This is a genomic window from Bradyrhizobium guangdongense, assembly GCF_004114975.1.
Taxonomy (GTDB): domain Bacteria; phylum Pseudomonadota; class Alphaproteobacteria; order Rhizobiales; family Xanthobacteraceae; genus Bradyrhizobium; species Bradyrhizobium guangdongense.
On the sequence record NZ_CP030051.1, the window covers coordinates 2706789 to 2720167 of the forward strand.

9 protein-coding genes and 1 pseudogene are annotated in these 13379 nt (G+C 54.9%); 7 read left to right on the plus strand and 3 right to left on the minus strand.

Going from position 1 to position 13379, the window contains the following annotated elements; genetic code table 11:
- The gene (tnpB, locus tag X265_RS12900) at positions 1-264 is read left to right on the plus strand and encodes an IS66 family insertion sequence element accessory protein TnpB (RefSeq protein WP_208764274.1); all 264 of its coding nucleotides are present in this window, start codon (positions 1-3) and stop codon (positions 262-264) included.
- Between the two features lie 232 nt (positions 265-496).
- Positions 497-832: pseudogene (locus X265_RS12905) on the plus strand (transposase domain-containing protein); the annotation flags it as partial.
- Positions 833-884: 52 nt separating this feature from the next.
- On the opposite strand, the gene X265_RS12910 reads toward X265_RS12905, so the two are convergent.
- Entirely contained in the window at positions 885-1796 is a 912-nt protein-coding gene (locus tag X265_RS12910; protein WP_128965153.1) for a class I SAM-dependent methyltransferase, read from the minus strand.
- A 1166-nt stretch (positions 1797-2962) separates the two neighbouring features.
- Between X265_RS12910 and X265_RS12915 the strand changes: the two genes are divergently transcribed.
- Positions 2963-4168 carry a glycosyltransferase gene (locus tag X265_RS12915; RefSeq protein WP_128965154.1) on the plus strand — a complete coding sequence of 402 codons (1206 nt, stop codon included), beginning with the start codon at positions 2963-2965 and terminating at the stop codon, positions 4166-4168.
- 7 nt (positions 4169-4175) lie between these two features.
- Here X265_RS12915 and X265_RS12920 read toward each other — a convergent pair whose 3' ends face one another.
- Both X265_RS12920 and X265_RS12925 read right to left on the minus strand, forming a co-directional pair.
- Positions 4176-5084 (minus strand): FkbM family methyltransferase, encoded by a 909-nt coding sequence (locus X265_RS12920; protein ID WP_128965155.1) that lies wholly within the window; start codon positions 5082-5084, stop codon positions 4176-4178.
- A gap of 182 nt (positions 5085-5266) precedes the next feature.
- Positions 5267-6238, minus strand: a complete 972-nt coding sequence (locus X265_RS12925; protein WP_164938553.1) for an acyltransferase family protein — start codon at positions 6236-6238, stop codon at positions 5267-5269.
- A gap of 276 nt (positions 6239-6514) precedes the next feature.
- Between X265_RS12925 and X265_RS12930 the strand changes: the two genes are divergently transcribed.
- The 4 genes from X265_RS12930 to X265_RS12945 all read left to right on the plus strand — a co-directional run bounded on the left by X265_RS12930 (position 6515) and on the right by X265_RS12945 (position 13216).
- Complete coding sequence (locus tag X265_RS12930; RefSeq protein WP_128965157.1) at positions 6515-7933, plus strand: hypothetical protein; 1419 nt, start codon at positions 6515-6517, stop codon at positions 7931-7933.
- A gap of 136 nt (positions 7934-8069) precedes the next feature.
- Positions 8070-9470 (plus strand): oligosaccharide flippase family protein, encoded by a 1401-nt coding sequence (locus X265_RS12935; RefSeq protein ID WP_128965158.1) that lies wholly within the window; start codon positions 8070-8072, stop codon positions 9468-9470.
- Between the two features lie 13 nt (positions 9471-9483).
- Positions 9484-10788 (plus strand): glycosyltransferase, encoded by a 1305-nt coding sequence (locus X265_RS12940; RefSeq protein WP_208764275.1) that lies wholly within the window; start codon positions 9484-9486, stop codon positions 10786-10788.
- A gap of 274 nt (positions 10789-11062) precedes the next feature.
- On the plus strand, positions 11063-13216 hold the full coding sequence (locus X265_RS12945) for a hypothetical protein (protein WP_128965159.1): 2154 nt from the start codon (positions 11063-11065) through the stop codon (positions 13214-13216).
- The last annotated feature ends 163 nt before the right edge of the window (positions 13217-13379 follow it).

The following is a 13379-nucleotide window of genomic DNA, read 5'->3' on the forward strand; positions in this document are numbered from 1 at the left end:
ATGATCCCGATCGCAGCAGGAGCGAGAATCTGGATCGCAACCGGTCATATTGACATGCGCAAAGGCATGCAGGGTCTGGCGTTGCTGGTGCAGGAGGGCCTTGGGCGAGATCCTTTTGCTGGAGACGTTTTTGTGTTCCGTGGTCGCGCTGGCACCCTGATCGAGGCGCTTTGGCACGATGGGATCGGGTTGTCACTCTACGCTAAGCGGCTGGACCGTGGCCGCCTCATCTGGCAGGCGACGGTGGACGGCGTGGTGTCGTGAACTGCAGCTCAGATGGGCTATTTGCTGGAGGCGATCGACTGGCGCAGTCCTCAACACAGCTGGCGGCCGCAGAGCGCCGGATAGTTGCGCATTAATCCCGTGAGAGTACGAAAAGCCCGCGCTAAATCGCGGCTTTTGTGATTCCATGGGTGGATGGGTGACGGTCGCGAAGATCTGCCGGACGACATTGAGGCGCTGCAGCAGCGTTGCTGGCGACGCGCGCTGAACTTGCCAAGTTCGCGCCGAGTTGTCCGACGATCATGCGCTGATCGCTCACCTGAAGCTGCAGATCGAAAAGCTGAAACGTGATCGTTACGGCCCGCGTTCGGAGCGCACCCTGCGGCTAATAGATCAGCCCGAACTGACGCTGGAGGAGCTGGTTCGGCGACGGCGGACGAACTCGCAGCTGAAATGGCGACGAGCATGACCAGGAAGGTGGCCTCGTTCACGCGCAAGAGGCCGTCGCGCCAGCCGTTCCCAGACCACCTGCCTCGCGAGCGGATGCTCGTGCCGGGACCTGCCACGATGCGCCTGCTGCAGCGGAGCGAGTTTGTCCAAGCTCGCGGAGAGACAGCTGTTAATGTGTAAAGGCGGGGAACCAGCGTTTTCAGTGGTAGCCCTCACCGTTTCCTAAAATAGAGCTGCGTTGCGCGCCCGTCTCGGTGCAAGAGATGCTTTGCGAGAGTCCTGGCTGCTCTCGGCAACTCGGCCGTCGCTAGAGCCAATGGATGTTCGATGTGATCGAATCCAGCGCGGGACGCAATCGATTTTAATGTCCCGTGGCTAAAGCAATTGATGTGCTCTAGCGGATGAGCAAGGCGGTAGTCTCTTTCTGTCGAGATTGTCGTCACGCCGGAGCAGTCGGGCGTGGTGATGAAGAGGATGCCGCCAGAGACAATGTGAAGATTAAGCGCTTCCAGTATCGACCGGGGGTCGTCGAGATGCTCTAAAACCTCGAAAAGAGTAAGGGCGTGGAACATGCCTGTCACATCATCAAGCGATGGAAGTATCTCGACTGCAGCTTTGCTGCGCCTGCCCATCGAGCGATCGACGCCAATAGCCTCGAAACAGAGCAGCGAGCAGCTTTGCAGGAAGTGACCGAACCCGCAGCCGAAATCTAGGAGGCGAACAGCATCGACACCACGGATTGATCTGGTAAGCAGCTCGATGCGCAAGGCGTGCTCGATGTAGCTGAGGCCGCCGCGGAAGTTGCGCGTGAAGGTATAACCCTGGCTTCTCTCGAATTTATTGATCGCATCGCCGCTCATCCAGCGCGAGAAGCGCCGCTCGTTCCATTCTTTGTTGAGAATGCGACGGTGAAATACTTGCGAGCAGCCGTGACACTTCACAAGGGACCACGTGGCCGAGCGGAGAAACGGGAGGGGATCTTCGCCCCACGGATCCGCAGCCAAGAATCCTTGGACAGGCTCGTCCACGTATCGGCCGGATGAAAGTTCGGTCAGGTCGGTCGACCGGCAATTAATGCACTCGGTTCGTTCGGTAAAGACGGCTTGCGAAACTGCATTAAGCATGAGAGCACCTCGAAAACGGGTTATGCTATCGCACGTTGCAGGCGCCGCCTAGTCCCCGGTCATAGGTAACGGACGCTCCCTCCCGCTCCTTCGCGACGGGCGCCTGACGAAAGCGTTGGGCCACTCGTTGGCTGGTGCAGGGGATATAAGCCCTAGGCGTCGCTGGCTCGGATCATGTGCAGGAAACATTGGCGATGCAGCCATAGTCGGCCACGACGTCTCGGCATCTGGGCCTTGTAGCAGAAATGGCGTATTGCTTTGCGCGTACTGCGAGGGAAGCGCGCAAGCGCGCCACGAACAGCTCGCTTGTCTAGCGGAGCGTTGAAACATTGCACGCCTCAAGTGGATACGCAATGGGGGCATCTTCCGCGAGATCTGGTACGCGCGTTCCGAATTGGTGCGCGGCGGGGGAGATCGTGTGCCGTAAGAACGGCCCTCGCGTGCCCCGTAATCAGCTCCAAAGCTCTCCTCAACTGCGAGCAGCGACGGCGGAGGCAGAGCCGTGCTCTGCCTGACTCAGTAGGTCATAGATCACGACCAGGCTGGTTGTGGCATGCGCGTTAATGAGCGCGACCAGGAGTTCGGAAGCCAATGGCGCGCGAGCGGCGTAGATGCAGACGAATTGGACCCGCGACCGTGAAGGGAGGATTGCCGAACTTCATCAGGGCACTGGCTTTCGAACAGTGTTGGAGAGGTGAAATGGAAAGTCTCAACCTGTTCGATCGTGGCGTCAAGGGAAAGGGCCAACTCGAACAGCAGTCGTTAGTCGGGATTGAGGAGCTTGTCCAATGCTAGGCTCAAGGACTGCTCGGATGCGTCTTTTCATTCCGCGGTTGGCGTCGGCTGCGGCAATCTTGTCCTTCGGCGGAGCCTCGATTTACAGTCAACAGGCGAATGGCGATCCGTTGGACCTCGCCCCCCGTTGGGCGGCGGGCGGCTGGACGAACTCGGCTGGGTCGCTGCCGCTAGTACCGCCGCTTCGCTGCGGCTTCGCGCTGACGCTTAGAAACAGGCTAGGCGTTAGAAGCGGTAGGCTTACGCACCTTAACAGCAGGATTAGAGTTGTGCTAAAACAGCCCCTGTATCGCTCGCCCTTTCTTTCCAACAACTTGAGAAAGCAAGTTCCAAATTAATTATGGGCTGTAGCCGGCCTACCAAGGAGCACAATGAGACTCGGATACCTTGTTCCTGAATTCCCAGGACAGACGCACGTTTTTTTTTGGCGCGAGATCCAAGCGCTGCGAAGAGCCGGAGACGAGATTTTTCTTGTTTCAACGACGCAGCCGCCGGCCAGTGCGACCACGCATGAGTTTGCGCCTGTTGCGATATCTCAGACCAAATACCTGTTTCCTCCGTCTCCCGCGGGGCTCGGCCAATGGGCGCTCGGCGGATTGCGAGGGTTGACCCATGGACTTAGCTATATTCGACGGATCCAAGATCGGAGCCTCGCAGGCCGCGTCAGGCAGCTAGCGCTGCTGTTGTTGGCGGCTGACCTCGTTGACTGGGCCAGAAAGAATGGCATCGACCATATCCACGGCCACTCCTGCGCCGATTCGGCCCATATATTGGCGCTCGCCCATAGGATGGGAGGCCCTCCGTATAGTCTCACGCTTCATGGTGACCTAGGAGTGTACGGCAGCGATCATTTGCTCAAGGCTGAGCACGCCACCAGAGTATTCGCAGTGGGCAGACATCTTCGACAGCAGCTGTGCGGTATCGGAGTGGATAACGAGAAAATCGTGGAAACATTTATGGGCGTAAACACAGGGGAGCTCGCGAAACTGGGGTCGGCGCGTGATATGCACCGGGCAGAGCTTCGGCTCGTCACGGTTGCTCGCCTCGACCCTTCCAAAGGGCATCTTCACGTCTTGATAGCGATCGCGCGTGCGCGAGATGCAGGCATCAAAGTTCGATATCGTATTGCTGGCCAAGGTTACTTCCGGGACGCGATTGCCTCAAAGATCAACATGCTGGGACTGTCGGACTGCGTCGATCTCTGCGGAACGGTTTCAGAGATGCAAGTTTATTCACTGCTATCTAACTCAGACGTTTTCGTTCTCGCGAGCACCGGAGAAGGAGAGGCTTGGCCGGTGTCGGTCATGGAAGCTATGGGTGCCGGCCTACCAGTCATCTGCAGCGAAATTGGCGCAACAGCCCAGATGATAACTTCCGGTGTGGATGGAATTTTGGTGCGCCAGGGGGATGATGACGCGATCTTCCGCGCGATTTGCAGCCTCGCGGGAGATATTGAGATGCGCGAGCGTCTTGGAAAAGCTGCAAGGCAAGCTGCAATCAAACGGTTTGATGTTGCGGCGAGTGCGCGAGTCCTGCGCCAAGCTATCGCCGCTCCTCAGCCCGATCGCGTTAGTTGAACCGAATTCATGGCTCGCTTTGCATGAACGAGCTAAGCTCTCTTGGAGATGCGCTCTTGGGAGGGCTCGAATTGTTGCCGATCCTCACTGCGACGAGGTCATGAAACCGGGAAATCTGCGAAAGTACGTCGATGCGCATCAATCTTACACGCAGCACCCCGCGTTCCAAACCATACAGTATTAAGCCGGACGATCGAATGGTTTCAAACAAAGTCGATTGGTTGTGGGCCGCCTCGAAAATAAGAAATTTCAGATTAGGCTGATCCACTAACCACGGCATTACTTTCGGTTCTGCCCCCTCGATGTCGAGCTTCGCGCCGAAAGTGCGGCCGCTCACCAGCGGAGCGGCGTATGTCTTGATGTCCTTGACCTCGCATTCCTCGACTATATCGAAGCAGGACACCTCATCGTGATCCGCGAAAGTTGCCATTCCAGAATGATAAGAGGGCGAGTGCAAAGAAAGCTTGTCATCATGATCCATAAGGCCAACCCGATGGAGCGTGACGTTCCTATAGTTTCCGGAGTCAATTGCCCTTTGAACGCGATCACTAAGCAGCCGTTGCGGTTCGAAAAGATGGACTGATCCCGTTGGTCCTACTACGTGCGATGCGGCTAGTCCGATTGTTGAATAGTTTGCGCCTATATCAAGGAAGGCGTCGCTTGGCTGAAGAAGGAACCGAGCGGTCTCCTCGACCTTGGGATCATTAGTGCCAAAGAAGTAAAGAATGCGGCCATGATAATCAGACATCGATACCTCGATGTGGCCTCCGTCTCGCAAGCGCGCCAGTGCGACTGGTGGTCCTTTGCGCAATAACCGATTCATCGCTGGATTGAAGCAGATCTGCGTCAGGCCGCTTTTAATTGGCAGCTTGTGGAACATGCCAGCCAGGACGTCTACAGTAACTTCTTTGAGCATCGGTTCCGCTTCGATGGTGGTTGATTGGATATAGGTAAGTTAAGCCGAGCTTTGTGAATTTAGGTGCACGTTGCAACCGAGTGGTCTGATTTCAGTCTAAACAAGCGGGGTGCTTCCCGGATGTAGGAGGCCAGTCTCAGGAGGCATAGCGGAGAACGAAGTTGGGTCCGAACGCCTACGGCTTATGACAGCCTTCTGTTGATCCGTAGCCGCGGCCAACCAATCAACTCCCCGAAGGATACCGAGTTCTTGAAGATGGCTCGTTTGAGCCGCACATCTATCAGCTCATAGGCGATGATAGTTGTGAGAAAGACCCCGACCAAGAGCGCTACAGGGTTAGTTATGCCGCACATTCGGTAAATTAGGATGAAGGTGGGGAGCTGTAACAAATAGAGCGAATACGAAAGGTCGCCCAAATAGTCCATTGCCTTTGACTGTTTGAAGAGAATGGTTCGAGAGAGTGCAACGACTGCGAATGAACAGGCAAATGTTGCAACGGCAAATCGTTCCGGGTTGAAATCAGAACACCAAATTAGGGTAGCTCCAATCGCTCCGAGAACGAGAGCAACTGCCGTCGACTGGTATTGGTAGAGCAGAAACCCCATCGCAAACGGCCAGAAATACTTGATGACATTTGCTTTGAGAGCGACAGCGTAAAGGAATCCCCCATCGACCGAATGCGGCAATACGAAGACTGTCGCTGAAATTAGGGTGAGCGCTGCCCATCCAGCCGCAGGTAGTCGCTTCAAGCAGGGCGAAATGATATAAAACGCGCACTCGACAGCGAGCGACCACAGGACGCTATTGTACGCGAGGCTTCGTACAAAAAATGTCTGTAGCATTAGCAAATTGCCGATTGCCGTGAGCGGGCCTTGGGCCTCAATAGTGTATAATGGGAGCTGATACGTACCAAGCCAAATTTCGAGCGCGATTGCGAAGATCGCGGAGCAGAAATACATAGGATAGATTCGTTTGAAACGACGGAAATAGAACCCCGATTCGTCGCGATCCAACGAAGCTGCAATCGAAAATCCAGAAACGACCAGAAAACCGGCAACTGCGGCTTTGCCTCCCAAGCTGGCAATGCCGGAGGTAAGAGCATCACTATGCAACCAGATCAGGTGCCCCCCAGCGACGATGGTCGCGAGCACCATCCTAAGTAGCGCCAATAGACTCCAGTTTATCGGGATTTCCCTGCTCATATTTTGAGGTTTTCTGTTGCCTTAATCGGAAGCTATATTAGATTTTTATTTAAAAACAGCCTCCACACGGCTTCCCAGCTCGTAGATTTAGGTCCAGCATCGGATAACGTTAATTCTAATCTTGCTTCCGCGCCAGATCTGATATTGCGCCGCCTTCCTAGACATTCGAGGGTACTCCCGCTACTGAGGAACGCCTCTTTTTGCCATCTCGCGGGGCGTCAATCTTTCATGGATTCCAGTTTAACTGCTTACGCAGCCCTGTTCATTTGGCCCGTCGTGGCCATGTCACTTTACGTGCTTTTTTCACCGTTCCAAGCGACCCTGTGGACGTTTCTCGGCGCACACCTGTTGCTGCCGGTCGGTACGATGATCAAGGTCGAAATGCTGCCTCAAGTTGATAAAGCGACAGTTCCGATCTTCTGTGCTCTCGTTGGGTGTCTCATCCGTCAACCTCGAAGGGAGAGGCCGCCGGGCCGCCAAGGAACGCCGTTTGACCTCATCGCTGGTTTCTTGATGGCATCATATGTTATTGGCGCGGTGACTTCGTCACTCCTTAACAGCGATCCAGTGATCATGGGCGACCGGGTCCTCCCCGGCACGGGCCTTTATGACGGCATATCGGGTGCGGAAGCCGCAGTCATCGCGCTAGTTCCATTCTTCTTAGGTTGGAGATTTTTTGGATCCGCCTCTGATGCTGCGCACATGATCAAGGGGCTGGTTGTCGCTGGTTTGCTCTACTCGATCCTGATGTTGGTAGAAATCCGCCTGAGCCCGCAACTGCATTTTTGGGTGTACGGATACTACCCGACCGATTTCCAGCAGGAGATTAGGGGCAGTGGATATCGGCCAATGGTTTTTACGGGACATGGCCTGCTGGCCGCAATTTTCCTAATGACGACCGTCGCAGCATCTGCCGCAATGAGCAAGGCGAGGGTCTCACTTTGGGGCGTCGGCGCCGGCAAGTTCAACGCCTATCTCGGTGCAATCTTGATAATGTGCAAGAGTGCGGGATCCTTGATGTTCGGCGGTGTTGCCACGGCGCTGATCTGGTTGACCTCGCCTCGAATGCAGGTCCGTGCAGCGGCCCTGCTCGTCACGTTCTCGCTCGGATATCCATTGTTTCGCGCGTTCGACTTGATTCCAACTAATTTGATAGCTGAGCTGGCGGGCGATCTGAATAACGAGCGGGGGCTTTCGCTCGCAACTCGGTTCAGGAACGAAGATCAGTTGTTAAGCCGAGCAGCAGAAAGAGAGATGTTTGGATGGGGCAGATATGGACGTAGCAGAGTCTACGATCCAGAATCAGGTCGCGACGTCACACTCGCAGATGGCAAGTGGGTGCAAACGCTGGGACAGTTTGGGTTGGTTGGATTTCTGTCTGAGTTCGGGCTGCTGAGCCTTGGGATTTATCGAGCGATGCGCGCAATAAGGTATTGTCGTGATCGTCGCGAACTAATCTACCTAGCCGCGCTTTCACTTATCGTAGGTCTGAACGTGCTTGATCTTTTGCCAAATTCTACGCTGCGTCCGTGGACCTGGTTTCTCTGCGGTGTGGTTTTCGCGAGAGGACAGGATTGCGTTGCGCGGGCAGGGGATGTCAGGATTCGTTCCCGCGCGTCAGATGCTAGAGCGCTCCGGCCAAGTTAGGCGTCGGCTCTCAGATAGCGATAGCTCCGCGCGCGCTACGTGGGTATCTACTCGGTCCGAGTACGAGATCAAGAAATGTCTTCACGGTCGGTAGGCTCGCCTTGTCTGTTTGCGTTCATCCTGCTCGACCGCACTCGTGGCTAAAGTGATGTCAGCCAAAGGGAGCGCTGCTTTACCGTCATTTAAAGCCCGGGTCCTAGGGGCCGGGAGCTGGACTCTGCTAGGGCACTTTCTCAGTTTGGTTTTGCGATTTGTAGGCACCCTGGTTCTTAGCCGCCTCTTTTACCCGGAAATCTTCGGGCTGTTGTCAATCATTGCGGCCGTACAGATGATCATCACGCTACTGACTGATATTGGGCTCAGGCAGGCCGTCGTTCAGAGCAAGTATGGCGACGAGTCCTCGTTCCTGAACACTGCTTGGACCGTTCAGGTGCTGAGAGGCTTTGCTATATGGTCAGCAGGTATTTTAATTTCCGGCGGGCTGTGGCTGGCGAGCAGTTTTGGTCTGCTTGCAAAAGGAGCAGTCTATAATCACCCCGATCTGCCGGTCTATATTGCGGTGGCATCGGCTTCTGCGGCCCTTCTCGGCTTCCAATCGATGAAGTCTATCACGGCAAGCAGGTTATTACAGCCAAAGCGCTTAGTGTTCATTGACCTAACGGTTCAGGCCGCTGCCCTGGTCTTCAATATTGCGTTCGGCTGGTTAACTCGATCCATTTGGGCCTATATCGCTGGACTGATCTTTTCTTCGGCTGTGACTGTCTGGCTAACACACGCCTACCTTCCAGGATCGCGGGACCGTTTCGGCTGGAATCGCAGCGCTCTCCGCGAACTGCTGCGATTTGGCAGGTGGACTTTTGCGTCTTCGGCGCTCAGCGCATTTACAATAAATGGCGACCGCTTGCTCTTGGGTGCATGGGTCGCCGCACCCATAATGGGGTACTATTCGATCGCAGCAAACCTGTGCTCCATCGCCGAAGGGGCGTCAAATCAGTTATTCGGCAACGTTGCCTTCCCTGCTCTTAGCGAAGCAGCCCGAGATAGCTCGGCACGGCTGAGGCATGTATATATTCGTATGCGGTGGCTCACCGATCCGGGGCTCCTTTTCATGGCCGGATTTTTGTTCGCCACCGGCGAATTGTTGGTCTCTATTTTGTATGACCCGCGATATGCATCCGCTGGGTGGATGTTGCGCTATCTCTCATTCGGCTTAGTTTTTTGCCGGTATGGAATTTCACAGAGCGCATTTCTTGCTCTAGGTCGTCCTGATCGGGTATTGGCGATCAGCTGCGCAAAGCTAATTTCACTGTTCTGCTTTGTCCCGGTCATGTTTTTCAGTTTTGGCCTCGATGGCGCAGTTATAGGCTTCGCGATCCATATGCTGCCAGTCTCGATGTTGATCCTTTACTTCAACTGGGAACATCACCTGCACAGCCTCCGTTTGGAGGTGACCGTCCTCGTTGCCTGGAGTGCTGGTTGGTTGGTCGGCTTGGGAATCGTTGAGCTGCTGTCAACCTGCTGTCGATTGGTCAGATAGTAGAGAGAGGGCCGTGCTGAAGATCGGAGCAAATCAACCAGGAACGCCGCGCCTTCGGGTGCTGCTCATCGCCGAGGCGGCGAATCCCGAGTGGACCAGTGTTCCTCTGATCGGGTGGAATCTTTCGAGAGCACTTTCGAAGTATGTCGATACCCATATCGTCACCCAAGTCCGAAATAGGGATGCGCTATTGCGCCATGGTCTAACCGAGGGCGTGCACTTCACGGCAATAGATAGTGAGCGTATCGCTTCGCCTCTTACAAAAATAGCAGAGAGGCTGCGTGGCGGCGATGGTAAAGGCTGGACCATGATCTCGGCCTTCTCCGCCCTTTCTTATTATTCCTTTGAGCGTAAGCTATGGGAGAAATTTCGGGATAGGCTGGCCTCGCGTGAGTTCGACGTTGTCCACCGAATAACCCCGCTCAGCCCTACGAACGCCAGCCTAATCGCCAAGCATCTGGCGCGCCTCAATATCCCGTTTGTGCTTGGCCCCTTGAATGGCGGAGTGCCGTGGCCTCCCGGTTTCAGACGTCGGCAGCACTCTGAAAAAGAATGGCTCGCCTATGTTAGAGATCTTTACAAGCTGATGCCCGGGTATGCTTCTACCCGAAGGAATAGTTCCGCAATTCTTGTTGGGTCCAGATACACTCAAAGTGAGCTACCGGGTTGGGCCGTCAAGTCCTCCACATACCTTCCGGAGAATGGGGTTGATGAAAAGGTATTCCATACTCCCCGATCGCCGGGAGCTGTGCTTCCACTAACAGCGGTCTTTGTTGGCCGCTTAGTAGCGTACAAAGGAGCCGATATCGCCATTGCTGCCACGTCGCGATTCTTGCGTGCAGGGCATCTACGATTGCAGATTATTGGGGATGGCCCAGAGCGGGGACGGTTGGAGGAGCAGGTAAGATCCTCAGGTTTAGAAGATAAGGTGAAATTTTGGGGATGGCTGACGCAAGCGGAACTCCAGGAGAAGCTTAGAACGTGCGACTTGCTAACCTTTCCCAGTATACGTGAGTTCGGAGGAGGTGTAGTTCTTGAATCGATGGCACTTGGAGTTGCGCCGATTGTGGCTGATTACGCAGGGCCATCCGAGTTGGTTGATGAAGACACGGGAATACGAGTGCCTTTCGTAGACGAAGCGACTCTGATTCAAGGCTTCGAGCGGGCGATTCAGAGGATTGTCAATGAGCCACAGCTTTTGGATCGACTGGGCGCCGCTGCGAGAGAAAAAGTCCTCACTGAGTTCACTTGGGACGCGAAAGCAATGAAAATCGTCGAGGTCTACCGTTCTATACTCAGTCGAACTCGAATTGAGTGAAAGTGAGCTCTGACGCGCGGGCGTTCGGGTTCTAAAAGTGGCCCGCCGCACCGGCAAGCCTTAGTTCGCAAGCGATTGGCAAGATATTAGTGCTAAGATTGGGTAGCTTTTTATCTGTTTCGATGAGACGTTTACGTTAAATTGGCTTCCTCAGCTGCGGGGTGAAACCGTCAACCAATTTGAAACTCGTGATCTAGGAGGATCGTCGCGCCAAACTGCTGGACATCGGTTCGGCAGTGAACAATGGCGTGGTGAAGGCTTGGAGCAGGGTGTCGTGAAGATTTCCAGAAGGCAGTTTCTAGGGTCGGTTTCAGCAACCGGACTTGTATCCGTCGTTCCGGTGTTGGCCAAGCCCCTATCTCCGACGGGCTCGGGAACGACGACAAGTACTACGACCTCAACGGCATCTCCATCACTTCTGATCGGGAGCGCGATCGAACCCGGCATTTTCAAGAATTTTGCCCTTACTTTGGTGAGCTTGCAGTCAGGCGCTGGTTACGCTTACCCCGCCATTCTGGATGCTAATGGCTACCCGACGGCGACACCGACCCAGAATATTTTTGGTGTAATCAAATTCCCTTCTAACCTCGCGCCATCAACCCAGATGGTACTCAAATGGAGCGGGACCGGCACTGTTCAGCTCGGCCGCGGAGCGCCTGGTTTTACTCTAGTATCGGGTGGAAGCTTTGTAAGCGGATCGACAGGTTACAATTTAACCGTGGCCGCCAGCAATCCGCGGGTCGTGTTTACGTTCACGTCATCTACACCCGCTTCGGTTTCTTTTGCTTTCCTCGCTGGAGGAAGATTCTCCGGCATGTCGAACCTGGTGCTATGTCGGTTGTCTGATGAGGCTGCAGTTGATGCCGCAACCACACCCGAGCAAATGTTTAGCGATGACTATATTGCAACATATGCGGCCTTGGCACCTACCATCGTACGGCCGATGGGATGGACAAATCCCAACAGCGGGAACGTCTCCCAGTTGAGATATATTCCTTCTTGGCGGAGTAGCATCAACATCTGCAGTCAGCACTGGGCTCCTGGAGCTTGGGCTGGAAAAACGATGGGCGTGAATGCGTACACCTGCGCGGCGCAGCCTGACGCGACCGCAGCCTACGTCGACGGAGAGATGATCCACGTCCAGTTTGGACAGGCAAATACAGCGACAAACGTGACGATTAACTCGGGCGGAAGGGGCGCCGTGCCGATCTTAGTCGGTAGCGGTGGATATGCCGGTTTGCCAGTTCCCGTCGGAAAGATCATCGCGAACAGCCTAGCGACACTAACTTACGATCGTGTTTTAAAAGCCTTCATGTGGCAGCCGGACGGCCAGACGGCGTGCATCCCATACGAAATTCAGATTGCTTTCGCAAATCGCTTGGGCATGAACTATTGGTGCAATCTTCCAGCATATATTGACGACGCCTCGACGAATGCGATAGCCGGGTTGGTGCGCGACCATCTTCATACGGGTGCGACCGCTTACTTTGAATATGGCAATGAGATCTGGAACAACGGGTTTCCGGCAACACGGTGGGCTGCGGCTAAGGGCGCGGCACTAGGCTTCCCGACGGACAACAACCGCCAAATCTACGGATGGTACGGTTTGCGTACTCGTCAGATCATGGGCCTAGTGACTTCGACGTGGGCGCCTCGTTCAATGGGCCAATTGAAACGAGTTATGGCATTCCAGGCCTTTGGGCCCCCTCAAGCGACCAGCATTTACCGATTCCAAGGTGCTGATCTAACTAGAACCAATGCTCAATACGCTGTAAGTGGGTATCCGAGCTATAATGCTGCTCCAAACCGCCCAATTGACTATTGCGACGTTCTGTCATACGCGACCTACTATTCTGGCGCGCAATGTACAAACTTCGATGCCAATTACATAGCGAATGGCGCTGCGGGGATCGCGGGTCTGTTGGCGGCCGCTGACGCATATGCGAGCGCCGTGCCGACCAGCATGGCATCGGCGCTTGCATTCATCGACAACGATATTCGCGCGGGAACGCTCAGCACCGGGGCGGCAGGGGCTCAAACGCTGCTGGCGCTCTATAGCGGCGCACGGGGAGTTGGAATTTATCCCACTTGGGAGGCTCTGGCTGCCACGCTCAACAAGGTCGTAGAATGTTACGAGGGTGGATGCGAGAGCTGGTATCCATCAACTCAGACCTGCACCGCATTAGGCATCTCGTTAGCTTACGGGGGACCGACCGGGAAGATCGCGAACTTGCTGAACGGCTACAAATTGAGCTCTGCCTTCGGCACCCTGGTGCAAACTCAGATGGCTCAATTTATGTCACAGGCCCATTCGAGGACTCCCGCGTGGCTGCTTATTCCCGGTATAAACCAATGGGCTTTGAGCACCGGCGACAACTATGCGCCAAAATACGCATCATGGGCGAGTTTGGTGGCCAAGCGATATTGATATAGGTCGCCGCACCCCTGCCGAGCCTAAGAAGAATTTGTAATCTTCCGAGTATCGATTTTTGCACATATCGACTACTTGCGTGAAGCCTGCCCCGCAGATAATGATGTCTGTATTCCAACGTATCTTCTTTGTGTGACGGGACCTGCCAATGTTTCCTTCA

Coding starts and splice junctions, on each gene's coding strand:
- tnpB (WP_208764274.1), top strand. CDS start 1: ATGATCCCGATCGCAGCAGGAGCGAGAATCTGGATCGCAACCGGTCAT.
- X265_RS12910 (WP_128965153.1), bottom strand. CDS start 1,796: ATGCTTAATGCAGTTTCGCAAGCCGTCTTTACCGAACGAACCGAGTGC.
- X265_RS12915 (WP_128965154.1), top strand. CDS start 2,963: ATGAGACTCGGATACCTTGTTCCTGAATTCCCAGGACAGACGCACGTT.
- X265_RS12920 (WP_128965155.1), bottom strand. CDS start 5,084: ATGCTCAAAGAAGTTACTGTAGACGTCCTGGCTGGCATGTTCCACAAG.
- X265_RS12925 (WP_164938553.1), bottom strand. CDS start 6,238: ATGGTGCTCGCGACCATCGTCGCTGGGGGGCACCTGATCTGGTTGCAT.
- X265_RS12930 (WP_128965157.1), top strand. CDS start 6,515: ATGGATTCCAGTTTAACTGCTTACGCAGCCCTGTTCATTTGGCCCGTC.